The organism is Streptomyces sp. NBC_01450 (genome assembly GCF_036227505.1).
Classification (GTDB): Bacteria; Actinomycetota; Actinomycetes; order Streptomycetales; family Streptomycetaceae; genus Streptomyces.
On the sequence record NZ_CP109480.1, the window covers coordinates 9015593 to 9038458 of the forward strand.

Annotated in this window: 22 protein-coding genes; 11 read left to right on the forward strand and 11 right to left on the reverse strand. The window is 72.0% G+C overall.

Annotated features, from left to right (window positions below):
- Positions 1–221: 221 nt before the first annotated feature.
- Both OG568_RS40110 and fxsA read left to right on the forward strand, forming a co-directional pair.
- Entirely contained in the window at positions 222–1016 is a 795-nt protein-coding gene (locus OG568_RS40110) for a polyprenol monophosphomannose synthase (RefSeq protein WP_329535049.1), read from the forward strand.
- Positions 1017–1142: 126 nt separating this feature from the next.
- A complete protein-coding gene (fxsA, locus tag OG568_RS40115; RefSeq protein ID WP_329535050.1) occupies positions 1143–1712 on the forward strand; it encodes an FxsA family membrane protein in 570 nt (189 codons plus the stop codon).
- A 203-nt stretch (positions 1713–1915) separates the two neighbouring features.
- Here fxsA and OG568_RS40120 read toward each other — a convergent pair whose 3' ends face one another.
- The 4 genes from OG568_RS40120 to yczE form a co-directional block, all read right to left on the reverse strand.
- Positions 1916–2290 carry an RNA polymerase-binding protein RbpA gene (locus OG568_RS40120; protein ID WP_003977404.1) on the reverse strand — a complete coding sequence of 125 codons (375 nt, stop codon included), beginning with the start codon at positions 2288–2290 and terminating at the stop codon, positions 1916–1918.
- A gap of 255 nt (positions 2291–2545) precedes the next feature.
- Complete coding sequence (locus tag OG568_RS40125; protein WP_329535051.1) at positions 2546–3895, reverse strand: MFS transporter; 1350 nt, start codon at positions 3893–3895, stop codon at positions 2546–2548.
- A gap of 42 nt (positions 3896–3937) precedes the next feature.
- A complete protein-coding gene (locus tag OG568_RS40130) occupies positions 3938–4705 on the reverse strand; it encodes a glycerophosphodiester phosphodiesterase (protein WP_329535052.1) in 768 nt (255 codons plus the stop codon).
- Positions 4702–5391 (reverse strand): membrane protein YczE, encoded by a 690-nt coding sequence (yczE, locus tag OG568_RS40135; RefSeq protein ID WP_329535053.1) that lies wholly within the window; start codon positions 5389–5391, stop codon positions 4702–4704. The genes OG568_RS40130 and yczE overlap by 4 nt, the downstream gene beginning before the upstream one ends.
- Positions 5392–5526: 135 nt before the next feature.
- Here yczE and OG568_RS40140 point away from each other — a divergent pair, with 135 nt between their 5' ends.
- Positions 5527–7026: an SCO1417 family MocR-like transcription factor gene (locus OG568_RS40140; RefSeq protein ID WP_329535054.1), complete on the forward strand. Its 1500-nt coding sequence runs from the start codon at positions 5527–5529 to the stop codon at positions 7024–7026.
- A gap of 136 nt (positions 7027–7162) precedes the next feature.
- Here the strand turns inward: OG568_RS40140 and OG568_RS40145 are convergent, their stop codons facing one another.
- Together OG568_RS40145 and OG568_RS40150 are read right to left on the reverse strand one after the other, a co-directional pair.
- Positions 7163–8722, reverse strand: coding sequence for a hypothetical protein (locus OG568_RS40145; protein ID WP_329535055.1), 1560 nt, complete (start codon positions 8720–8722; stop codon positions 7163–7165).
- Between the two features lie 37 nt (positions 8723–8759).
- The gene (locus OG568_RS40150; RefSeq protein WP_266416551.1) at positions 8760–8954 is read right to left on the reverse strand and encodes a hypothetical protein; all 195 of its coding nucleotides are present in this window, start codon (positions 8952–8954) and stop codon (positions 8760–8762) included.
- 360 nt (positions 8955–9314) lie between these two features.
- Here OG568_RS40150 and OG568_RS40155 point away from each other — a divergent pair, with 360 nt between their 5' ends.
- From OG568_RS40155 to OG568_RS40175, 5 genes are all read left to right on the forward strand, one after another.
- The gene (locus OG568_RS40155) at positions 9315–9707 is read left to right on the forward strand and encodes an ankyrin repeat domain-containing protein (protein WP_266416552.1); all 393 of its coding nucleotides are present in this window, start codon (positions 9315–9317) and stop codon (positions 9705–9707) included.
- Positions 9708–10008: 301 nt separating this feature from the next.
- Positions 10009–11427 carry a HEAT repeat domain-containing protein gene (locus OG568_RS40160; protein ID WP_329535056.1) on the forward strand — a complete coding sequence of 473 codons (1419 nt, stop codon included), beginning with the start codon at positions 10009–10011 and terminating at the stop codon, positions 11425–11427.
- Between the two features lie 139 nt (positions 11428–11566).
- A complete protein-coding gene (locus OG568_RS40165) occupies positions 11567–12691 on the forward strand; it encodes a glycosyltransferase family 4 protein (RefSeq protein ID WP_266416559.1) in 1125 nt (374 codons plus the stop codon).
- The gene (locus OG568_RS40170) at positions 12688–13842 is read left to right on the forward strand and encodes a glycosyltransferase (protein WP_329535057.1); all 1155 of its coding nucleotides are present in this window, start codon (positions 12688–12690) and stop codon (positions 13840–13842) included. Before OG568_RS40165 ends, OG568_RS40170 begins: the two co-directional genes overlap by 4 nt.
- On the forward strand, positions 13839–14696 hold the full coding sequence (locus tag OG568_RS40175; protein ID WP_329535058.1) for an SGNH/GDSL hydrolase family protein: 858 nt from the start codon (positions 13839–13841) through the stop codon (positions 14694–14696). Before OG568_RS40170 ends, OG568_RS40175 begins: the two co-directional genes overlap by 4 nt.
- A gap of 27 nt (positions 14697–14723) precedes the next feature.
- Here the strand turns inward: OG568_RS40175 and OG568_RS40180 are convergent, their stop codons facing one another.
- The 5 genes from OG568_RS40180 to OG568_RS40200 are packed head-to-tail and all read right to left on the reverse strand — an operon-like array spanning position 14724 to position 19202.
- Complete coding sequence (locus OG568_RS40180) at positions 14724–15593, reverse strand: biotin-dependent carboxyltransferase family protein (protein ID WP_329535059.1); 870 nt, start codon at positions 15591–15593, stop codon at positions 14724–14726.
- Positions 15590–16207 (reverse strand): 5-oxoprolinase subunit PxpB, encoded by a 618-nt coding sequence (gene pxpB / locus OG568_RS40185; protein WP_329536583.1) that lies wholly within the window; start codon positions 16205–16207, stop codon positions 15590–15592. The genes OG568_RS40180 and pxpB overlap by 4 nt, the downstream gene beginning before the upstream one ends.
- Before the next feature lie 23 nt (positions 16208–16230).
- Positions 16231–16989 (reverse strand): LamB/YcsF family protein, encoded by a 759-nt coding sequence (locus tag OG568_RS40190; protein WP_266416568.1) that lies wholly within the window; start codon positions 16987–16989, stop codon positions 16231–16233.
- Between the two features lie 30 nt (positions 16990–17019).
- Positions 17020–17805, reverse strand: a complete 786-nt coding sequence (locus tag OG568_RS40195) for a putative hydro-lyase (RefSeq protein ID WP_329536584.1) — start codon at positions 17803–17805, stop codon at positions 17020–17022.
- A gap of 53 nt (positions 17806–17858) precedes the next feature.
- Positions 17859–19202, reverse strand: coding sequence for an MFS transporter (locus OG568_RS40200; protein ID WP_329535060.1), 1344 nt, complete (start codon positions 19200–19202; stop codon positions 17859–17861).
- A gap of 222 nt (positions 19203–19424) precedes the next feature.
- On the opposite strand from OG568_RS40200, the gene OG568_RS40205 reads away from it, so the two are divergent.
- The 3 genes from OG568_RS40205 (at position 19425) to OG568_RS40215 (ending at position 22812) form a co-directional block, all read left to right on the forward strand.
- On the forward strand, positions 19425–20129 hold the full coding sequence (locus OG568_RS40205; protein WP_329535061.1) for a GntR family transcriptional regulator: 705 nt from the start codon (positions 19425–19427) through the stop codon (positions 20127–20129).
- Between the two features lie 246 nt (positions 20130–20375).
- Entirely contained in the window at positions 20376–21893 is a 1518-nt protein-coding gene (locus OG568_RS40210; protein WP_329535062.1) for a hypothetical protein, read from the forward strand.
- A gap of 37 nt (positions 21894–21930) precedes the next feature.
- Entirely contained in the window at positions 21931–22812 is an 882-nt protein-coding gene (locus tag OG568_RS40215) for a hypothetical protein (RefSeq protein WP_266416576.1), read from the forward strand.
- Positions 22813–22866 lie beyond the last annotated feature (54 nt).

Sequence of the window (22866 nt, forward strand, 5' to 3'; positions counted from 1 at the left end):
GACGTCCAGTAGACAACGGCTTTCGGTCGACCCGCAGCCAGCGGGTCCCAGGTCGGCCCGAAGGGCGCCGGGCCCCGATCCGCAGTACGGTGCTCCGGCGCGGCGGGCGCTCTCTTACCCGGCTCTTGCCGAATCGACACCCCCGCACTAACGCGCCGACGCGTCAGTGCAGGCTGCGGCCACTATGGTGGACCCCTGCGTACGGACATGAAGGGGCAGTAGTGAACGACGGCGACGGGACCCTCGCGGCAGGAGCCAAGGGGAGGCAGTTCGGCCCGCTCGGCACGGCCTTGGTGATCATCCCGACCTACAACGAGGCGGAGAACATCAAGAAGATCGTCGGCCGGGTACGAGCCTCGGTGCCCGATGCACACGTTCTCGTGGCGGACGACAACAGCCCGGACGGCACGGGCAAGCTCGCCGACGAGCTGGCCGCCGAGGACGACCACGTCCAGGTGCTGCACCGCAAGGGCAAGGAAGGCCTGGGCGCCGCGTATCTCGCGGGCTTCGCCTGGGGCCTGGAGCACGGCTACGGCGTCCTCGTGGAGATGGACGCGGACGGCTCGCACCAGCCCGAGGAACTGCCCCGGCTGCTGACGGCCCTCAAGGGCGCGGATCTCGTGCTGGGGTCGCGCTGGGTGCCGGGCGGGCGGGTCGTGAACTGGCCCAAGTCCCGCGAGTTCATCTCGCGCGGCGGCAGCATGTACTCCCGGCTCATGCTCGACGTGCCGATCCGGGACGTCACCGGAGGCTTCCGCGCCTTCCGCCGCGAGACCCTCGAAGGTCTCGGACTCGGTGAGGTCGCGTCCCAGGGGTACTGCTTTCAGGTGGACCTGGCCCGGCGCGCAGTCAAGGCCGGTTTCCACGTCGTCGAGGTGCCCATCACCTTCGTCGAGCGCGAGCTCGGCGACTCCAAGATGAGCCGCGACATCCTCGTGGAGGCGCTGTGGCGGGTCACCACGTGGGGCGTGGGGGAGCGGGTCGGCCGGATCACCGGCCGGAGCCACACGCCGTAGGAGCGCTTGCGGAGCGGGGGCGGTCCGGCTCGGCCCGCCCCTCGCGATGCGCCCTCATGTCACTCCACGGCTACGGCTGATCATCCGCTTATCCCGTACTGAGCTGTGCCCAGGCACACTGGGTGCATGACGACTGGCGCACCGACTCCCACATACCCCGCGCGGCCGCGGCGATCCCGGCTCCGCACGTATCTGCCGCTCGGCATCGCCGTCTGGCTGGTGCTGGAGATCTGGCTCCTGACCGTGGTCGCCGGCGCGGCGAGCGGTTTCGCGGTCTTCCTGCTGCTGGTCGCCGGTTTCGTCCTCGGCTCCGTGGTCATCAAGCGGGCCGGCCGCCGTGCCTTCCGCAACCTCAGCGAGACGCTGCAACAGCAGCAGAGCGGGGCGGCCCCCACGACCGGGGGTGGCAACGGCAACGGGCTGATGATGCTCGGCGGCCTGCTCCTGATGATTCCCGGGCTCATCTCCGACGCGCTGGGCCTGCTCCTGCTGATCCCGCCCGTCCAGAAGACCGTGAGCCGTTACGCCGAGCGCGCCATCGACCGCAAGATCCGCGAGGCCGCGCCGGGCACCGTCGGTGACGCCTTCCAGCAGGTGCGCATCCACCGCCCCGACGGCAAGGTCGTCCAGGGCGAGGTCATCAGGGAAGAGAACCCGACGACGGACCCGGGCCCGCGCCCACCGCTGAACCGCTGACCTCGGCTTCCCCATCGCAGGCCCGTGGGTTTTTCACCTGCGGGCCGGTGGGGGCTGGTCGTGTGCGGGCCGGTGGGGGCTGGTCGCGCGGTTCCCCGCGCCCGTGAAGGGCCGCGCCCAACGCACAGAGCCGCGAGCCCCGTACAACGTGCGTACGGCGCTCGCGGCTGCGTGCGTGGTATGCCGCCCAACCCTCGGAGGGGTTACGCGGACTTGCGGCTGTCCCGCGGATGCACCGCGATGTTCATCGCGCCGGAGCGCAGAACGGCCAGGCGCTCCTCGAGGACCTCTTCGAGCTCCTCTCGGGTGCGCCGCTCCATCAGCATGTCCCAATGCGTACGCGCGGGCTTGGCCTTCTTTTCCTCAGGGCCGTCGCCGTCCACCAGGAGTGCCTGGGCCCCGCAGACCTTGCACTCCCACTCCGGCGGAATCTCCGCCTCGACCGAGAAGGGCATCTCAAACCGGTGCCCCTTCTCGCATGCGTACTCCACGGCCTGGCGCGGGGCCAGGTCGATGCCGCGGTCCGTCTCGTAGCTGGTCACCACGAGGCGCGTGCCGCGAAGAGCTCGCTCACTCATGAATCGTGCCTCCCGGGCTTGTCGCCCACAGGACAGGTGTCGCTGTCGTCGTCATCCGGTCAACGTCCGGTCGGCGGTAAAGATTCCCGTTGTGGGTCATGCGTCGCCGTCGTAGCCGCCCCTTGTTGTACCCACCGGCGCCCGGTTTGTCACATCTGGCAGCAGATGTCACCCAACGCTTCAGTATCTTTGACGCGCAGTAACGGTACGCCTGGCAGGCCAAACGCGTACACTACCGGCCTTTGGCCTCAGGTGCTAAATCCTGTCCGGTACGGGATTGCCCGCGTCGTGCACGGCCTGCCGTACCGGAACCCTCGCGAGCAGCACGAATCCGATGACGAAGAAGGCCACAAGCGAGATGATCGCGTCCCGATAACTTCCCGTCAGCTGGTAGGTCAAACCGAACAGAAGCGGGCCGAGCCAGCTCATCCCCCGGTCGCTCATCTCGTACGCGGAGAAGTACTCGGCCTCCTTCCCCCTCGGGACCAGGTGCGAGAAGAGCGAGCGTGAGAGCGCCTGGCTGCCGCCCAGGACCAGGCCGATCCCGGCGGCCAGGACGAAGAACCAGACGGGCGCTCCCGCCGGCAGGAAGTACCCGGCGCCGAGCGTCACGGTCCAGGCGACGAGCGAGCCGAGGATCGTGCGCTTCGCGCCGTAGGTCCGTGCGAGCCTTCCCATCCCCAGGGCGCCTCCGACCGCGAGCACCTGGACGAGCAGCACGGCGACGATCAGGGTCGACTGGCTCAGACCCAGCTCCTCCGATCCGTACACCGACGCCTGCGAGATGACCGTCTGGATGCCGTCGTTGTAGACGAGGTAGGCCAACAGGAAGGCGAGGGTGAGTGGTTTGCCCCGCATGTCGCGAACGGTCGCCGCCAGCTGCCGCCATCCGTGCCCCGACGTCTGACCCGCGGATGCCGTGGGCCGGTCCCGCAGCCGCTTCAGCGGTACGAGGGTGAAGGCGCCCCACCAGATGCCCGCCGAGGCCAGACAGATGCGGACGGCCACCGACTCGGAGAGACCGAAGGAGCCGTGGGCCGAATACAGGACCAGGTTCACGACCAGCATCAGCGAGCCCGCCGCGTAGCCGAAGGCCCAGCCGCGGGACGAGACCGCGTCACGCTCCTCGGGCGGGGCGATCTGCGGCAGGTAGGAGTTGTACAGGACCATCGACACGGCCACCGAGGCATTGGCGACCACCAGCAGCAGACCGCCGAGCAGATAGCGGTCGCCGTCCAGGAAGAACATGCCCGTGGTGGCCGTGGCGCCGAGGTAGGCGCAGAGCGCGAGCAGGGGCTTCTTGCGGCCGGTGCGGTCGGCGGCCGCGCCCGCCATCGGCATCACGAAGATCGACACGATGACGGACGCCGAGACCGCGTAGGCGAAGAACGAGCCGGCGCGGACCGGGATCCCCAAGGGATGGACAAAACCGTCCGCGTCCGCCGCGTGCTTGGCGACGGACGTGAGATAGGGGCCCAGGAACACGGTGAGCACGCTCGTCGAGTAGACGGAGCAGGCCCAGTCGTAGAAGTACCAGCCGCGCTGCTCGCGCCGCCGTTCGGTGACCTCGTCGGCCGTCTGTGCCCGCACGGTCTCGGTGCCCACCCGTGCCCCTCGCTTCCCGCTGGACGGACCGCGCGAGAGGGCTCAGACCCAGGTGCCCCGGTCCTCCAGGACCCTGCGCAGCGTGTCGATGTGATCGGTCATGATGCCATCGACGCCCAGGTCCAGGAGCCGGTGCATCCGATCGGCTTCGTTGACCGTCCACACGTGGACCTGCAGGCCGCGCGCGTGGGCGGCGCGTACGAAGCGCCGGTCGACCACCGGCACGCCCGACTGGGACTCGGGCACCTGGGCGGCGATCGCCGAGTCACGCAGCGCGGCCGGGATGCCGTACGAGCGCAGCCGCAGCCCCACGACCCCCTTGGTGCCGTACGAGGTCGCCAGACGAGGCCCGGCCAGACGCTGGGCGCGGAAGACCCGCGCCTCGGAGAACGAGCCGACGCAGACGCGGTCCCAGGCGTCGATGCGGCCGATGAGGTTCAGCAGGGGGTGGAGGGCGGGTTCGGCCTTGACGTCGACGTTCCAGCGGACGTCGGGGAAGGTTTCGAGGAGCTCCTCGAACAGGGGGACCGGTTCCTTGCCCGCCACGCGCGCGTGGCTCACGTCCTCCCAGGGGAGCTCCGCGATCCGGCCCGCGCCGTCCGTCACCCGGTCCAGGGTCGCGTCGTGGAAGGCGACGAGCCTGCCGTCCGACGTCGCGTGCACATCCGTCTCGATATAGCGGTAGCCCGCCTGAACCGCGCGGCGGAACTGGACGACGGTGTTCTCCAGACCGTCCGCCGCACCGCCCCGGTGGGCGAAGGCGATCGGGCCGGGGTGGTCGAGGTACGGGTGGCGTATGCGCGGGCTCACCCTGGAAGTATCGCTCGCTCCGGTTGACCGGCGGCAACGACGGTGCTGCCGCCCGGTGCCGGGCGGACGGCGAACACGCGCAGGAAGAACTGGGCGAGCGGTCCGATCGCGACGGCGTACAGCACCGTGCCGATGCCGACCGTGCCGCCGAGCGCGAATCCGGTCGCGACGACCGCCACCTCCAGGACCGTGCGCACCAGTCGGACCGAGCGTCCCGTGCGCCGGTGCAGGCCCGTCATCAGGCCGTCGCGGGGACCCGGACCGAAGCTGGCCGAGATGTAGAGGCCTGTCGCCACGCCGTTCAGTACGATGCCCGCCACGAGCAGTGGAATCCGTACGGCCAAGGTGTGGGCGTCCGGTACCAGGGCGAGGGTGCCGTCCATGGCGATGCCGACCACGAACACGTTGGAGACGGTGCCGAGGCCCGGGCGCTGGCGCAGCGGGATCCACAGGAGCAGCACCGCGGCGCCCACGAAGATCGACACCACGCCGATCGTCAGACCGGTCAGTTCGGCGAGCCCCTGGTGCAGCACGTTCCAGGGCTCCAGACCGAGGCCCGACCCCACCAACAGGGCCGAACTCGCGCCGTACAGCGCGAGGCCCACGTACAGCTGGACGAGGCGACGCGGAAGCCGCCGCCCGGATCCCTTGCGTTCCCGGTGCGGGGAGTCGGCGTGCGTGGACAAGAGGTGCCCCCTGTGGTGATGGCGCGTGATGACCTGTGATGAGCCGTGGTGGTGACGGTGGCCTGGCTCGTGACATTCTGTGGCCTGAAGGAAGGCGCCATCCAAGGCCAATCCGAGGAAGGTGGACTGGGAATCATGACGCAGTGGACTTCGGCGGTGGGTGCAGCGCAGCTCGCCCGGCTGCTCAACTCCCAGCAGGAGCGCCCCGCGGGCCCCGGCAGCCGCCGTCCGCCCGCCTATCGCTCGCTTGCCGACGGCATCCGGCTGCTCGTCCTCGAAGGCCGGGTTCCGGTGGCCGCGCGGCTGCCCGCCGAGCGGGAGCTGGCGCTGTCCCTTTCCGTCAGCCGTACGACGGTCGCCGCGGCCTACGAGGCGCTGCGCGGCGAAGGGTTCCTGGAGTCCCGCAGGGGAGCGGGCAGTTGGACCGCCGTACCCGCCGGGAACCCGCTGCCCGCGCGCGGCCTCGAACCGCTGCCCCCCGAGGCCCTCGGCTCCATGATCGACCTCGGCTGCGCTTCACTGCCCGCGCCGGAGCCCTGGCTCACCCGCGCGGTGCAGGGCGCCCTGGAGGAGCTGCCGCCGTACGCGCACACGCACGGCGACTATCCGGCGGGGCTGCCCGCGCTGCGCGCGATGATCGCCGAGGGGTACACCGCGCGGGGCATTCCGACCATGCCCGAGCAGATCATGGTGACGACCGGCGCGATGGGCGCGATCGACGCCATCTGTCATCTCTTCGCCGGGCGCGGCGAACGCATCGCCGTCGAGTCCCCCTCCTACGCCAACATCCTCCAGCTGATGCGGGAGGCGGGCGCCCGGCTCGTCCCCGTCGCCATGGCCGAGGGGCTCGCGGGGTGGGACGTGGAGCATTGGCGCCAGGTCCTGCGGGACGCCGCGCCCCGGCTCGCGTACGTCGTCGCCGACTTCCACAACCCGACGGGAGCCCTCGCGGACGAGGACCAGCGCCGCCGTCTGGTGGACGCGGCGAGGTCGGCGGGGACCGTACTGGTGGTCGACGAAACGATGAGCGAGCTGTATTTGGAGGAGGGGCTGTCGATGCCCCGCCCCGTCTGCGGCTTCGACCCCTCAGGGTCCACGGTCATCACCGTGGGGTCGGCCAGCAAGGCGTTCTGGGCGGGGATGCGGATCGGGTGGGTCCGTGCGGCCCCCGATGTCATCCGCAGTCTCGTCGCCGCGCGCGCGTACGCCGATCTCGGAACGCCCGTGCTGGAGCAGCTGGCCGTGAACTGGCTGTTCAGCACCGGGGGGTGGGAGCAGGCCCTGGAGATCCGGCGTGCGCAGGCCCGGGAGAACCGGGACGCGCTCGTCGCCGCCGTGCGCCGCGAGCTGCCCGACTGGGAGTTCGCCGTTCCGCACGGCGGGCTGACGCTGTGGGTGCGCACCGGCGGGCTGTCCGGCTCGCGGATCGCCGAGGCGGGCGAACGGGTGGGGGTCCGGGTGCCCTCCGGGCCGCGGTTCGGGGTCGACGGTGCCTTCGAAGGGTATGTGCGGCTGCCGTTCACCGTGGGGGGTGCGGTGGCCGAGGAGGCGGCGGTCCGGTTGGCCGCGGCGGCCCGCCTGGTGGAAACGGGCGCGACCGGCGGCAACGAAGCTCCCCGCACGTTCGTGGCCTAGCAGCCGACCGGACCCCGGTTTGGAGTTCGGCTGCGGGCCGGTGGGGGCCGGGGGCGCAGCCCCCGCCCAGGGGCGCGGGGAACTGCGCGACCAGCCCTCACCCACCCGCAGCCGAACTCCAAACCGGGGAGCCCGCTCAGCCCTCCGCGACCGCGGCCTCCGCGGGGACCGGGTTCGCCTCTGCCGGGGTCGTACGTTCCGGCAGCAGGTCGAGGACGGCGCGTCGATGGGTCTCGCTGGTGGCGTCGTCATAGGGGTCGGGCGTGGCCGGAACCTGAAGGCGCAGAACGGGACCGGCGCCCAACCGGGCGTACCCGCGGCCGGGCGGCACATCCCGGGTGGGAGTGGTGTGCGGAGGCGCGCCAAGGACGGCTTCCAACTGGACCGGAGACGCCGTACCGAGGACCACGCGCGCGCGAGTGTGCTGGCGCACGGCCTCGCTGAGCGCCTCGAGATCCTCGAACTGCTCGGCGATGACGACCGTGACGCCCGCCGCGCGCCCGTGCCGGAGCGGGACCTGAAGGAGTGCCTGGGGATCGTTGCGGCCGTCGGCGGCGACGAAGTGTCCGAGCGCGCTCGGCCGGTCGAGCAGGATCCACAGGGGGTTCTTGGTGTCGTCGGGGGCGGGGTGCCCCGCCTGCCGCGCACGGTTGGCGGAGATCAGCCGCCGCTCCGTCTCGTGCGCGGCCCACTCCAGACTCGCGAGCGCCCCCGCGAGGCCGGACTCGACGGCGAGGACGCCGTTCCGCCCGGTCAGGCACGCGTACTCGCCGGTGCCGCCGCCCTCGACGATGACGACATCGCCGTACTGAAGGGCCTGGAGGGCGATGGAGCGCACGAGTGTGGTCGTGCCGCTGCCCGGATCGCCGGCGATCAGCAGGTGCGGCTCGGTCGAGCGGATGCCGGTGCGCCACACGACCGGGGGAACGTCGCGCTGTTCCTCACCGTAGGTGAGGGGAAGGGTGCGCTGGACGTCGGCCGGGTCGGTGAAGCCCAGGACCGTCTCGCCGGGGGAGGTGACGAAACGCTGGGCGGCGATGTCGGTGGGGAGCGGCGGCAGGACGGTGACGGTGAGCTCGTTGCCCTCCTCGTCCCAGTCGAAGTGGTACTCGCGACCGCGGCCCGACTTGGCATGCAGGAGCTGCTCGATCCGGGCCCGGGACTCCGCCTCGCCGTCCGTGAAGTACGCCGGGTAGCGGACGAGCAGCCGGGACACGCGCCCGTCGTCGTCGAAGTCGTGCGTGGGGAAGGCCTTCTCCCAGTCGCCGGCGTGGGCGTAGAGGGGGGACGGGTCCTCGGCCGTGGAGAAGTACGGGACGAGGGCCTCGTACAACGACTGGAGTCGTTGGATCTGCGCCTCGTCGGGGCCCGTGGGCTCCGGTGAGACGGGCTGGCGGCCGGTCCACGCTGCCGCCGCCATCAGGGTGATGGCGGCGAGCAGCGGTCCGTACGGCACCAGCGCCACGACCAGGATCACCGAGGCCACCAGGAACAGCAGCGGCCCGCGCCGGTCCTTGGGGGTGGCCGCCCACTTGCGCCCGCCGGCGGCTGCCAGTCGGCGCAGTCCACGAGTGATCGTGATCAGTGGATGGAGGACGTCGGTGGCGCTGTCGGCTGCCGTTCGGGCCAGCTCCCGGCTTCGGGCGATCTGCGCGCTGCCGTTGCTGAGGATGCGGGGGAGAGGGCGCCGGGCCACTGCTGTCTCCTGGAGGTGCGTGCGATGGGCGGGGATGTCAGAACTTGATCCCGCCGAGGAGGCTCGCCAGGCTCTCCCCGCCCGCCTTGATGCTCGGCGCGATGGCCGTGCTGGCGAGGTAGAAGCCGAAGAGCGAGGACACACAGGCGTGCGACGCCTTGAGTCCGTCCTTGCGGAAGAAGAGGAAGACGATGATGCCGAGCAGGACGACGCCTGAGATGGACAGAATCATTTGTGCTCTCCTGGTTCGTGGGGACAGTCACCATGAGTACTTCCAGGATCACAGGATGTATCCATACGATAAAAGGTGCAACAGGGTGAATTTCGGCTGATTTCATCCAGTCGGCGGAGTCATTCAAGGCCCCCTGGGCGGGTCTGTTGCCTCCTGTCGCCTCTTGTGAGGCTTGTGGTGATCTTTGCCTCGACCGACGCCGGTGATGTGCCGTCGGAGCCAGTACGCTGGCGAATCACCCGTACGGCCGCACTCGTCGCTGTCGCACGGACCTGCGCATGACAGCCCGCCCGCTGTCGTACGCTCCCGCAGTCCCGCATGACGTAGTTGTCGTTGTCCTTGTGAGAGGTGGTCCGGCCGATGAGTGAAGCCCCCGACCCCGAAGTCGTGGAGCTGGCGACCAAGATCTTCGATCTGGCGCGCCGAGGGGAGGCCGAGGCGCTCGTGGCGTACGTCGACGCGGGTGTTCCCGCCAACCTCACCAACGACCGTGGTGACTCGCTGCTGATGCTCGCCGCCTACCACGGCCACGCCGAGGCGGTGCGCGCCCTGCTGGAGCGCGGTGCCGAGGCCGACCGCATCAACGACCGCGGCCAGACGCCCCTCGCGGGGGCCGTCTTCAAGGGCGAGGAGGCGGTCATTCGCGCGCTCCTGGACGGCGGCGCGGACCCGGCGGCGGGTACGCCCTCGGCCGTCGACACCGCCCGGATGTTCGGCAAGACGGAACTTCTCGAATTGTTCGGCGCGCACTGATTCGAACACGCTGACCAGGCACAACACCGAAAACGGGGGAGGCGGTACGGGGCCGCCGGAAATACGGTCGCGGCAGGAAGAACTGCCGAGTCATCATGACGTCGTGATTCACGGACGCGATGGCTGGGCAGATGTTGCCGCACCGCGCGGGCCGTGACGCGGCCCGTATGGGCCCACCAACGAGAGGCAGAGGAAGATGGTCTACAGCAAGCAAGAAACGGCGGGCGCTCCGACGTGTTGTCACGCGGCCAGGTAATGCAGGATCCCGGTTGCGTCGACGCTTGATGTGAGGCTGTTTCCCATGTTCGATCCGGTCATAGCGCCCAGCGGAACGCTGCTCGGCCTGCTCCAGAGGGGCCGCGGCGACGGCACGCTGCACGCGCTCACCGCACCGCGGGCCGAGGCGCTCGCGGCACTGAACCACTGTGTGCTGAGTGATCCCCGCCACGACTGGCAGGTGGAGAACCGCTCCCTGTACTACGCCCGTCTCTATCTCGATCTGAGCGGTGAGCTCGACGAGATCGAGCGGCATCTCTTCGACGTCGAGGACGTCCTCGACGACTGCGAGTCACGCACGGGGCTCGCCCTCGCGGTCCTCGGCCACCTCGCCTCGTACGGCAGGCGGGACGCCCTGGAACTGCTGCGCAGGTACGCCGCCTCGGGCACCAACTGGGCCTGGGCCCTGGACGAGCTGGCCCTGCGCGACGACGACGCGGGGCTGCGCGCCCTCGCCGCGCCCGTTCTCGCCCGTTTCCCGGCCGATCCGGAGGGCGAGGCCGCGCTCGCCGCCCAGGTGCGCGACGCGTTCGAGCCCCGGCCCTGGCGGCTGTGGGCGGACGACCCGCGCCAATCCATCGCCGCCCGTGTGCGGGCCGCCCAGGAGCAGGGCTCCTTCGACCGATGGCAGCGGCAACTGCGCCCCACCGGACCACGTCCGGGATGGAGCGTGCGGGCCGTGTTCGAGTGGGCCCAGCAGGGCCTCGACCGCGGAGCCGCACTCCATGTGCCGGCCGCGCGCTGCCTCACGGCCGTCGCGGGCCCCGAGGACCGGCCCGAGATTCTCCAGGCCGCCCGGGACGGCGGCGACGGAGCCCGCTGCACCGCCTTGCGCTACCTCGCCGAGAGCAACGATCCGGACGCTCTCGACCTGATCGAGGCCGCCGCGACCGGCGGCACGGCGACCGTCGGGGAGGCCGCCGTCGACGCGTTCGAACGCATGCGCAGTATCGCCGCCGTCGAGCGGGCCCGACGGTGGGCCGAGCGGCCCGACGCCCTGGGCGCCGCCGCGGGACGGGTGCTCGCCTGCAGGGGCGGCACCAAGGACAGCGAACTCGTGCTGGGCGCCCTGCGTGAGGCCGTACGCGGCGAAGGCCCCGACGCACCCACACTCTGGACCCTCGTCGACGGAGCCGGACGCCTCGGCATCGTCTGCGCCGCACCCGTGCTGCGCCATGTCTACCGGGAGACGGCGTCGTCCCATCTGCGCGGGCGAGCCGCCCGGGCCCTCGCCGCCACCGACCCCTCCTTCCCCGCCGGCTTCGCCGTCGAGTGCCTGTGGGACTGCGAGGAGTCGACCCGCGAGGTGGCCGCACGACATGCCGAAACCGGTGACGCGCGCGTGGTCGATCAGCTGCGGCGGCTGGCGTCGGATCCGGCCGAGGAAGCGGAAGTACAGACAGCCGTACGCAGCCGGATCGGGCCCGACGCGCCCGCGGTATGAACACGAAGTGACCCGCGGGTCAGGAGGGCGTGGCCGCGGGCTGACCTGGAAAAGCGTGCAGTACAACGCTCACGGGGCGTTCCTCGGCAGGAAAGATCCACGTTGACGCGGCCACGTCCAGTACGGCGACAACACGGGTATGCGTGTCGTCATCGTGACCGAATCCTTTCCCCCCGATGTGAACGGCGTGGCTCACTGCGCGCTCCAGACCGCCCGGCACCTCGTCGATCGCGGTCACGCTCCCCTCGTCGTCGCCCCGGCCACGGCGGCCGGGCACGGGCCCGACGCCCTCGCGCCGTGCCCCGTCGTCCGTGTCCCCTCCCTACCGCTCCCCGGCTACCCCCAGGTCCGCGTCGCCCTCCCCAGCCGACGCGTCGCCGCCGCGATCACCGAACACCGCGCCGACATCGTCCACCTGGCCAGCCCCTTCATCCTCGGCGTCCGCGGCATGGCGGCCGCCGCCCGGCTCGGCGTCCCCGCCGTCGCCGTCTACCAGACCGACCTCGCCGGATACGCCCGTACGTACGTGGGCGCGGGCGAATCCACGGCCTGGCGGCGGATACGTTCCGTCCACGCCGCCGCCGACCGGACGCTCGCCCCGTCCAGCGCGGCCCTGCACGACCTGGAGGCACACGGTGTGCCCCGGGTGCGGCTGTGGCCGCGCGGCGTGGACACCGTCCGCTTCCGCCCCGAACACCGGGACGAAGCCCTCCGGCGCGAACTGGCGCCGAACGGCGAGCTGATCGTCGGCTACGTCGGCCGGCTCGCCCCCGAGAAGCAGGTCGAACTGCTCGCCGGAGCCTGCGGCCTGGAAGGCGTACGCGTCGTGATCGTGGGCGACGGGCCCAGCGAGACGACCCTGCGCGAGGCGCTTCCCGGCGCCGTCTTCCTCGGGCGCCGCACCGGCGACGAACTCGCCCGCATCTTCGCCTCCCTGGACGTCTTCGCGCACACCGGCCCCTTCGAGACCTTCTGCCAGACGGTCCAGGAGGCCATGGCCAGCGGCGTACCGGTCGTCGCGCCCGCCGCGGGCGGACCGCTGGACCTGGTCGCACACGGCCGTACGGGGCTGCTGGTGCCGCCCCGGGACGGGGCCGCCGTACGCGACGCGGTGTGGGCGCTCGCCGTCGATCCCACCCTCCGGGCCGCCTACGGAGCCGCCGGGCGGGCCACCGTCGAGGGCCGCACCTGGGCGGCCGTCGGCGACCAGCTCATCGACCACTACGCCGACGTGCTCTCCGCGCGGACGGTGGTGGCGGCATGAGCCTGCGCATCGTACGGCTGGCCAACTTCGTCGCCCCCGCGTCGGGCGGTCTGCGCACCGCCCTGCGGGAGCTCGGCAGCGGCTACCTGGCCGCCGGACACGAGCCCGTGCTCGTCGTCCCCGGCGAGCGTGCCACCGACCGCGAGACCGAGCAGGGGCGGGTCATCACGCTGCCCGGGCCGCTGCTGCCCGGCACCGGCGGCTATCGCGTGCTCACGGACAAGCGGCGGGTCGCCCGTCTCCTGGAGTCTCTCGCGCCCGACCGTCTCGAAGTCTCCGACCGGACCACCCTGCGCTGGACCGGGGTGTGGGCGCGGCGCGCGCGGGTGCCCGCGGTCATGGTCTCCCACGAGACCGCCGACGGGGTCCTGCGCACCTGGGGGCTTTCCGAGGGGATGGCCCGCAGGGCCGCGGACGCCCTCAACATCCGTACGGCGCACACCTACGCGCGGGTCGTGTGCACCACGGAGTTCGCGGAGCGCGAGTTCGTCCGCATCGGGGCCCGCAATGTCGTACGGGCCCCACTGGGCGTCGACCTGGTCGGCAGGCACCCCGGGCTGCGCGATCTCGGGGTGCGCGAGCGGTACGCGCGGGCGGACGAGGTGCTGCTCGTGATGTGCTCCCGGCTGTCCGTCGAGAAGCGGCCCGGTACGGCGCTCGACGCGCTGGAGGCGCTGCTGCGGCGCGGCGAGCGTGCTGTGCTCGTCGTCGCCGGGGACGGGCCGCTGCGGGCCCGGCTCGAACAGCGGGCCCGGGAACGGCGGCTGCCCGTCACCTTCCTCGGGCACGTCGCCGACCGCGCGCTGCTCGGCGCGCTGCAGGCCTCCGCCGACGTGTGCCTGGCGCCGGGGCCCGCCGAGACGTTCGGGCTGGCCGCCCTGGAGGCGATGGCCTGCGGAACACCCGTGGTGGCCAGCGCGGTGTCCGCGCTGCCGGAGGTGGTCGGGTCCGCCGGAGCCACCGCCGCGGACAGCGGGGACTCCTTCGCGGACGCCGTACGACTGCTCCTGGGGCGCTCCGAGGACGCGCGCAGGCAAGCAGCACGCGCGCGTGCGGAGTGTTTCGGCTGGGGCACCGCCGTGGAGGCGTTCCTCGCCGCACACGACGCGGTGGTCGAGACCCGGCCCCGCCTCCAGGAGGGCGTCGGATGAGACCCCTTCGGTTCGTCGCCCTCGGGGACTCGCTCACCGAGGGCGTGGGCGACCCCGTGGGCGAGGCCTGGCGTGGCTGGGCCGCCCTGCTCGTGGCCGGGCTGTCCGACGGCCCGGACAGGTCCGTGCAGTTCACCAATCTCGCGGTGAGCGGGGCCCAGACGCGCGACGTCCTGGAACGCCAGACCCCGGCGGCGCTCGCCCTGCGTCCGGACGTGGCATCCGTCGTGATCGGGGTGAACGACACCCTTCGCTGCACCTTCGACATCCACGCCGTGGCCGCGCGGCTCGACCGCGTGTACGCGGCGTTCCGGGCCCAGGACGCCGTCCTGCTGACCGCCTGCCTGCCGGATCCCGGTGCGATGCTCGGGCTGCCGGGGGCGCTGGCCAGGCCCCTGGCCCGGCGGCAGCGGGCCGTCAACTCGGTCGTGCACGCCCTGTCCGAGCGCCATGGAGCCGTGCATCTGCACGCGGCGGAGGGCGCCTGGCTGACGGACCGTGCGATGTGGAGCGCGGACCGGCTGCACCCCGGGGAGCGGGGACACCGACAACTCGCCTTGCGTTTCCACGCGTTGCTCGAACAGGAGGGCATCGCCACGGGGAACGCCCCCTCGGCCGAGCCCGAGTTCCGCGCGCCCACCCGGTCGGCCAGTCTGTGTTGGCTGGCCACCGCGGGGACGGGGTGGGTGGCCCGGCGGTGCACCGATCTGCTGCCCCAACTGCTCACCCTGGCCGCCGCCGAGGTGCGCCACCGGGCGCGCGGCACCAGCGCCCGGCTCGACCTCAGCGCCTCGCACGCCGTGGCGTCCGCGCTGGCCGCCCTGTCGGTGGCGGAGCGGCCGGACGCGGCATGACGGTTCGAGGCGCCGGGCCGGAGCCCGTCAGCGGCGGCGTACGACCATGAAGCGCACCGGCGTGTCCGGGACCGCCTGGGCGGCCGCGGGGAGGTCGGCGCCACGGACCACCGCGATCACCGGATACCCCCCGGTGGTCGGATGGTCGGCGAGGAAGACGACCGGTCTGCCGTCGGGCGGCACCTGCACGGCACCCAGCACCATGCCCTCACTGGGGAGCTCGCCGGAAACGGCCCTCTCCAGTGAGGGCCCTTCCGTACGCAGCCCTATGCGGTTGCTCGCGGAGGACACCCGGTAGGCGCCCGTCGCCAGGGTCCGCAGCGCCGAGGCCGTGAACCAGTCGTCGCGCGGGCCCGGTGTCACCCGCAGGACCAGCTCCGAGGGCGGCCCCGGATGCGGAACCACGTCCACGCGCGCGTGGAAGCCGTCGGGTCGCCCCAGAGGCAGCACCGTGCCGTCCGTGAGCGGCGGCGGACCGAGCCCCGAGAGGAGGTCCGTGGAGCGGCTGCCGAGGACCGGATCCACGGCCACTCCGCCGGCGAGGGCCACGTAGGCGCGTACCCCCGCGCGGGCCGGGCCGATATCCAGCAACGCTCCGGCGGGGACGCGCACGGGCGCTCCCCAGGGCGCCGGACGGCCGTCCACCGTGACCGGACAGGGCGCGCCGGTGACGGCCACGACGACCGCCGAACGGGGGCGCAGGGCACATCCGTTGAGCGTCGTCTCCAGTACGGCCGCCTCCACCGGGTTGCCGACGAGCCGGTTGCCCAGCGCCGCGGCGGGCGCGTCCAGCGCGCCGGAGCGGGGTACGCCGAGGTGGGCGTGGCCGGGGCGGCCCCGGTCCTGGACGGTGGTCAGGGCCCCGGCGCGCACGACGGCGAGGGCCCGGTCGGTCATGAGCACCCCACCGGTACGAACCGGACGCGCGTCCCCGGGGCGAGCAGCGCGGCCGGCACGCGCGCGTGGTCCCACAGCACCGCGTCCGTCGTGCCGATCAGCTGCCAGCCGCCCGGCGAGGAGCGTGGGTACACGCCCGTGTACGGGCCGGCGAGCGCGACGGAACCCGCCGGAACCGCCGTCCGCGGAGTCGCCCGGCGCGGCACGTCGAACCGGGCAGGCAGCCCTGTGAGATAGCCGAATCCGGGCGCGAACCCGCAGAAGGCGACGCGGAACTCGGCCGCCGCGTGGATCGCGGGCACCTCGTGCTCGGGCACCCCCCACAGAGCCGCGACATCCGCCAGATCGGGACCTTCGTACCGTACGGGGATCTCGATCGCCTCCTCCGCTCGCGCGGAGTGTGGCGGGATCTCCCACCTGGGGAGCTGCTCCGCCAGCCGCCGGGGGTCGTCCAGACCGTCCAGGAGGACCGTGCGGGCCGCGGGGACGATCTCCGCGACCGAGAGCGAGCCCTCGGCGCGGCGGCGCAGCAGTTCGGCGTGCAGGGCCTGGGCCGCGGCGCCCGAGGAGACCTCGACGAGCAGGGCACGGTCACCGACCGGCAACGCCCTAATGCCGTCGGCGGCCGGAACAGCCGTCATGCGAAGGCCTTCACGTGGACGCCCGAGGACTCCAGTCGCGTGCGGACCAGACGTGCCAGGTCCACCGCGCCCGGGGTGTCGCCGTGCAGGCACAAGGAGCGGGCGCGGACCGGGATGCGCGCCCCGGAGCGGGAGGTGACCATGCCGAAGCGGGCCAGGCCCAGCGAGCGTTCGACGACCGACTCGGCGTCCGTGATGACCGCGTCGGCCTGGGTGCGGGGCACCAGGGTGCCCTGCTCGGTGTAGGCGCGGTCCGCGAACGCCTCCGTGGCGGTGGGAAGTCCGGCCTGTTCGGCCAGCTTCAGGAACCGGGAGGACGGGAGGCCGAGGACGGGCAGGGCGCCGTCCGCGAGCAGCACGCCCTCGACGACCGCCGCCGCCTGCTCCTCGTCGTGCACGACGCGGTTGTAGAGCGCGCCGTGCGGTTTCACGTACGACACGCACGACCCGGCCGCGCGTGCGAAGACCTCCAAGGCGCCGATCTGGTAGGCGACTTCGGCCGCGAGCTCGTCGGGCGGCACGTCCATGGCGCGCCGCCCGAAGCCCGCCAGGTCGCGGTAGGAGACCTGAGCGCCGATCCGTACGCCCCGCTCGGCCGCCAGCTCGCACACCCGCCGCATGGTGGCCGCGTCCCCGGCGTGGAAGCCGCAGGCCACATTGGCGCTGGTGACGACGGACAGCAGCTGTTCGTCGTCGGTCAGCCGCCAGCGGCCGAAGCCCTCACCGAGGTCGGCGTTGAGGTCGATCGGGGTCATGAGGTGCAGTCTCTCCTTCGTAGGTCGTTCTCAGGCCACGCGGTACTGCTCGTCGCGGGCGTCGGTGAGGAACATCCGGCCCGGTGCGTGGGTGATCGCGAAGGGCGGGCGGGACGCCATCACGGCCGCCTGGGGTGTCACCCCGCAGGCCCAGAACACCGGGATGTCGTCCGGCTCCGCGTCCACCGCGTCGCCGAAGTCGGGCCGTGAGAGATCTTCGATGCCCAGCCCCGACGGCTCGCCGCAGTGCACCGGGCTGCCGTGCACGGCGGGCATGAGACTGCTCTCCCTGATCGCCGTGGACAGGTGCTCGGGCGGGATCGGGCGCATCGACACCACCACGGGGCCGTGCAGCCGCCCCGCCGGACGGCACTGCCGCCCGGTCACGTACATGGATACGTTGCGGCCCTGCTCGATGTGGCGCATCGGAACGCCCGCCTCGGTCAGCACCCACTCGAAGGTGAAGCTGCAACCGATGAGGAAGGAGACCAGGTCGTCGCGCCAGCGGTCGACCACGTCCGTGGGCTCGTCGACCAACTCGCCGTGCTCCCACACCCGGTAGCGCGGCAGATCCGTGCGCAGGTCCGCGCCCACGGCGAGCGGGGTGGTCCAGGAACCGGCGTCGGTGACGTCGAGGACCGGACAGGGCCCCGGGTTGCGCTGGCAGAACAGCAGCATGTCGTACGCCCAGTCGGCGGGCAGCGAGATCAGGTTGGCCTGGGTGTACCCCGCGGCGACCCCGGCCGTCGGGCCCGACACGCCCGAACGGAACCGGGCGCGCGCCATCTCGGGGGTCCACGCGTGCTGGTCGAGCACGCTCGACGTGCGGTGTCGGCGAAGCCTCGACGGCTTCTCCTGGACGGTGTGGTTCACAGGAGTTCCTTCCCACTGGTCTCGGGGAGTCCGATCAGTGCCAGGGCGGCGAGGGCGTAGCCGATCGCGCCGAAGACCAGGGCGCCGCCGACACCCCAACTGTCGGCCAGGAAGCCGACGGTGGTGGGGAAGGCGGCGCCGACGGCGCGCCCGGTGTTGTAGGTGAAGCCCTGCCCCGTGCCGCGCACCGCCGACGGGTACAGCTCGCTGAGGAACGAGCCGAAACCGCTGAAGATCGCCGACATGCAGAAGCCGAGGGGGAAACCGAGCACGAGGAGAAGCGTGTTGGCGCCGCTCGGGATGTTGGCGTACGTGAGGATGCAGGCCGCGGAGAGGATCGCGAAGAGCAGGATGTTCCGCTTGCGGCCCAGTTTGTCGGTGAGGTAGCCGCCGGTGAGGTAGCCGATGAAGGCCCCCGAGATCAGGAACGTGAGGTAGCCGCCGGTGCCGACGACGGACAGGCCGCGCTCCGTCTTCAGATACGTGGGCACCCAGGTGGCCAGCGTGTAGTAGCCGCCCTGGACGCCGGTGGAGAGCAGGACCGCGAAGAAGGTGGTGCGCAGCAGACCGGGGCCGTCGGCCGAGGCGGGCTTGAAGATCGCGCCGAACGAGCCCTTCTCGGCGCTCTTCTCCCGCACGGCGGCCGCCTCCGGGGCGTCCTGCACCCGGCGGCGCACCCAGACGACGAGCAGCGCGGGCAGCGCGCCGGTCCAGAACATCACGCGCCAGGCGAGGTCGTCGCCGAGGAACTGGAAGACCAGCGTGTAGACGATCACCGCCAGTCCCCAGCCGACGGCCCAGGAGCTCTGGACCGCGCCGAGTGTGCGTCCCCGGTGCCTGGCGGTCGAGTACTCCGCGACCAGGATCGCGCCGACCGCCCACTCACCGCCGAAACCGAGGCCCTGGAGGGCACGGAAAACCAGCAGCGTCTCGTAGTTGGGGGCGAAACCGCAGGCCACCGTGAACACCGCGTAGGTGATCACGGTGATCATCAGAGCCTTGACGCGTCCGATCCGGTCCGCGATCACACCCGCGATCGCGCCGCCGACCGCCGAGACGACCAGGGTGACGGTGGTGAACAGACCGGTTTGGCCGCTGTCCAGGCCGAAGTACGCCGCCAGCGCGACCATGCTCAGCGGCAGCGTGAAGTAGTCGTACGAGTCCAGGGCATAGCCGCCGAACGCGCCGGCGAAGGCCCGGCGGCCGCGCGGGCCGAGTGCCCGCAGCCAGGCGAACGGGCCTTCCTGGACGGTGAGTTCGGCCGTGCCGGGCCGGGGGCCGGCGGTCAGGGCCTGGGATGGAGGGGGCGTGCCGGGCGTCGTGCCGGGGGTCGTGCTCATGGGCACCTCGCAGTGAGGGACGGAGAGTGCTTGAGGACTGAGCCGTGCCGAGCGGTCGTGCCGTGCCTTGCCGTGCTGTGCCTTACCGGGCCGGGCCGTGGCTGTGCCGTGCCTTGCCGGGCGGTCGTGCGATGGGCGCCTGACCGACAAGGTAGAGGATCGTTGAACGATCCCTCAATACCCGTGTTGTTTCGTTCTTATTTCTGCGATTGAATTCCGGGCATGGCAGAGCTGACGGGACTGGCCGACGATCGCGCCCTGCTGGGCCGCACCAGCACCGCCGAGCGGGTCTCGGACATCCTCAGGAGCCGTATCGCCGAGGGGTACTTCCCGCCCGGGACACGGCTGTCCGAGGACAGCATCGGCGGGGCGCTCGGCGTCTCCCGCAACACGCTGCGCGAGGCGTTCCGGCTGCTCACGCACGAACGACTCCTTGTGCACGAGCTCAACCGCGGTGTCTTCGTACGGGTACTGACCATCGAGGACGTCGAGGACATCTACCGCACCCGCACCCTCGTCGAGTGCGCCGTGGTCCGCGGCCTCGGCAAGCCGCCCTACGCCGTGGACGACCTCGCCCAGGCCGTCGCGGACGGGCAGCGGGCGGCGGGCGAAGGTGACTGGAAAGGTGTCAGTACGGCCAACATCCACTTCCATCGGGAACTGGTGGCGCTCGCCGGAAGCGACCGCGCCGACGAGCTGATGCGCAGCGTCTTCGCCGAACTGCGCCTCGCCTTCCACGTGGTGGCCGATCCGCGGCGGCTCCACGAGCCGTACCTCGCGCGCAACCATGAGATCCTCAAGACGCTCCAGGCGGGCGACCGCGACGGTGCCGAGCAATTGCTCGCGGTCTATCTCCACGACTCCCTCACCGGGGTCGTCGAGGCGTACGCGCGGCGGGTCGCCGACGGGGCGCAGGGGATCGGCTGAGCCGGGTCATGACTCTCGAGGACGGCCGCGGCGGCGGTTCGCTCCGTCGCTCCGGCGAGGCGGCGAGCGCGAGGCGCTGCGCGGGGTCGGCGTGACCCGCTGCGTGGAGCTGGTCTGACGCGCTGCCTGGGGTCGGTGTGACGCGCCGGGTGGGGTCGGTGTGATGCGCTGCGTGGTGTCGGTGTGACGGCGGTCGCTTCTGCGTCGTTTCGACCGTTGTCAGACCGAGGACCTAGTCTGTGCACCGTGACTTCGCCTGCATCGACGGACAGCGCTCCGCCCCAGCTCAGCGCGGGGCCGCGCCCCGCACCGGGCCCGGCCGCCGACGAGGGCCTGGCGCGGCGGCTGCGCGCGCTCGCCTGCACCGCGCCGTTGCACGACCTCGACGTGCGCAAGGCGAATCTCGCGGGCGAGTACACGGTCTACGGGATGGCCGAGGTGGCCCTCGCCGCCATCGACCTCGTCACACTGAACATGGACTTCGACACGGGCGCCGACCACGACCAGATAGTGGCCCGGCTCATGCCGCGCATCGCCGCCCAGGCCCCGCAGCGCCCCGTCGCCGAGCACGAGCGCGTCGCCAAGTGGGTCCTGGAGAACCTGATCAACGTCGGCAGCGTCGACCGCGGCTTCCGCGCCGTATACGGCACCTTCGCTCCCGACGGCTCCTATGTGCGCCGCGACTACGACTTCAAGCTGATCGAGGAGGTGCCCGGGTACGGGGGGACCGTCTACCTCCGTACGACGGACGAGGCGGTCAACGTCCTCGTCGGCGCCCTCGACACCGACGTCACCAGTGCCCAGATCGCCGCCGAGGTCAAGCTCGAGGTGCTGATCAGCCGCGGCCGCCTCGCCGACGCCCAGCTCGCCGCCGAGCAGGCCCGGTACCGGACCGTGCAGTACTCGGAGACGCTCCGCAGGGCGCTCGACGCGACCCGGCGCAATGTGCGGGCCGTCGACTGGCTCCAGGCCGTGCCCGACATGATCGCCGAGGCGCTCGACCACGTCGCCGACCGCTACCGCCACGAGAACGCGATCCTCACCAACATCCGCAAGGCCCGCGACGAGTCCGAGGACCCCGAGCAGAAGCGCCGCGCCGCCGAGCTCGTCGACATCGTCAAGGACTGCATCCGCCGGCACACACAACTGCAGTCCCGGCTCCTGGAGGCCGGGCCCCTGTTCCGTGCCGAGCAGGACCGGCAGGCCTTCGCCACACCCATGACGACCTCGGGGATAGACCTCTACGGGCACCTCGTCGCGCCCGTGCTGCCGCTGCCCGTCGCACAGGCGCGGCGCGTGACGGACGCGTTCTTCGCGCGCGGGACGGGTCTGCGTACGCCGGGGGCCGTACGGGTGGGGGACCTCGTCGAGCTCCTGCTGACACCGCCCCTGGAGCGGGAGCACCTCGGGGCGGAGATGCCCGAGCCGGACCTGATCGCCACGCCGGACGACAGCCGGTTCAGCGAGGAGCAGCTCGCTTCCGCGATGGAGTTGCTCGATCTGCCCGCCGACGCGCCGCGGCGACTGTCGGGGCTCCTTGCCGAGGCGCGTCGCCGGGATCCCGAACTTCCCTACCTGGTCGCCCTGTTGGCGGTTCACGCGGCCAGCCCGCCGGTCGGAACCGCCTATCGGCAGGGGGAGGAGAAGCTGCTGTTCGCCGTGGACGACGGGGTCGAGCTCGATGACCCCGAGTTCGGCGGGGCCGATCTGATAGTGGGGATGGCTTTGCTGGACGCGGCGGGGATGGCGGCGGATCGGTCGTGAACCCCAGCCTCGTAACTCTGTACAAGGAGCCTCTGTCGTGACCGAGCAGCATGTCGAGTGGAGTGAGCCGGATGTCGTCGCCGCGCCGGCGAACGCTCCTGTCACCCCGGCCGACGCGGCCGACGCGGCGCGGCTCGTCGCCTTCGGGCTGCAGCCCAAACTGCAGCCGGCACGGGACCAGGAGTACGCGGAGCTGCTGCGGCGCTACCGGGAGGACCCGCCGTTCGCCCGGCTCGCCGACGCCGTGGCCGCCGGGCTCGGCCTGGTCGTGCTGGAGGTGTCCCCGCGCGCGGGCATGGCAGTGACGGCCGCCGAGGACTCGGTCTTCGCCGTCCGGATGGGCGACTACGCCCGTCGCACCTCGGCCGACTCCGCGGACCGCTTCCTGCACGGCCTCGCCCACCTCGCCGTCGCCGCGATGGCCTTCCCGCGCCCGGAGGACCTCGCGGACGACGGATACATCGGGCGCGTCTCGGTCAACGGCGTCGACGCGTTCGTACGACAGGCCTGCCGCCGCCTGGAGGAGCGGGCCGAGGAGCAGGGCGAGAACACCGACCCGGCGACCGAGGCGCCCGGCCTGGAAGCGGCCTGGCGGATCTGGGCGCGGCGCAGCTCCACCGGCGCCACCAAGGACGCGCGCAGACTGGCCGGATCGACCACCGGCATCGTCGGCAAGGCCGTCGCCTTCCTCACCGACTCCGGATTCCTCCAGCGGACCGGCGACGACTCCGGGGGGACCTACCGGACGACGGCCCGCTACCAGCTCCAGGTGCGGGACATGGCGGGCAGCGCTGCGATGGCCGAACTCCTCGAGCTGGGCGTCGTCCCGGTGACCGACGGCACCCCGACGCTGCTGCCCGCCGAGCACACCGACGACCTGGAGCTGGTGGCCGACGCCGGGCTGCCGTTCCACTCCTGAACCCACCTACGTACACCTACGTATCCCACGCACGTATCCGAAGACTTACTACGA

Excerpts from the sequence above, each read along its gene's own strand:
- fxsA (WP_329535050.1), top strand. The coding sequence starts at position 1,143 with ATGACGACTGGCGCACCGACTCCCACATACCCCGCGCGGCCGCGGCGA.
- OG568_RS40120 (WP_003977404.1), bottom strand. The coding sequence starts at position 2,290 with ATGAGTGAGCGAGCTCTTCGCGGCACGCGCCTCGTGGTGACCAGCTAC.
- OG568_RS40140 (WP_329535054.1), top strand. The coding sequence starts at position 5,527 with ATGACGCAGTGGACTTCGGCGGTGGGTGCAGCGCAGCTCGCCCGGCTG.
- OG568_RS40150 (WP_266416551.1), bottom strand. The coding sequence starts at position 8,954 with ATGATTCTGTCCATCTCAGGCGTCGTCCTGCTCGGCATCATCGTCTTC.
- OG568_RS40155 (WP_266416552.1), top strand. The coding sequence starts at position 9,315 with ATGAGTGAAGCCCCCGACCCCGAAGTCGTGGAGCTGGCGACCAAGATC.
- OG568_RS40160 (WP_329535056.1), top strand. The coding sequence starts at position 10,009 with ATGTTCGATCCGGTCATAGCGCCCAGCGGAACGCTGCTCGGCCTGCTC.
- OG568_RS40165 (WP_266416559.1), top strand. The coding sequence starts at position 11,567 with ATGCGTGTCGTCATCGTGACCGAATCCTTTCCCCCCGATGTGAACGGC.
- OG568_RS40170 (WP_329535057.1), top strand. The coding sequence starts at position 12,688 with ATGAGCCTGCGCATCGTACGGCTGGCCAACTTCGTCGCCCCCGCGTCG.
- OG568_RS40175 (WP_329535058.1), top strand. The coding sequence starts at position 13,839 with ATGAGACCCCTTCGGTTCGTCGCCCTCGGGGACTCGCTCACCGAGGGC.
- OG568_RS40180 (WP_329535059.1), bottom strand. The coding sequence starts at position 15,593 with ATGACCGACCGGGCCCTCGCCGTCGTGCGCGCCGGGGCCCTGACCACC.
- OG568_RS40190 (WP_266416568.1), bottom strand. The coding sequence starts at position 16,989 with ATGACCCCGATCGACCTCAACGCCGACCTCGGTGAGGGCTTCGGCCGC.
- OG568_RS40200 (WP_329535060.1), bottom strand. The coding sequence starts at position 19,202 with ATGAGCACGACCCCCGGCACGACGCCCGGCACGCCCCCTCCATCCCAG.
- OG568_RS40205 (WP_329535061.1), top strand. The coding sequence starts at position 19,425 with ATGGCAGAGCTGACGGGACTGGCCGACGATCGCGCCCTGCTGGGCCGC.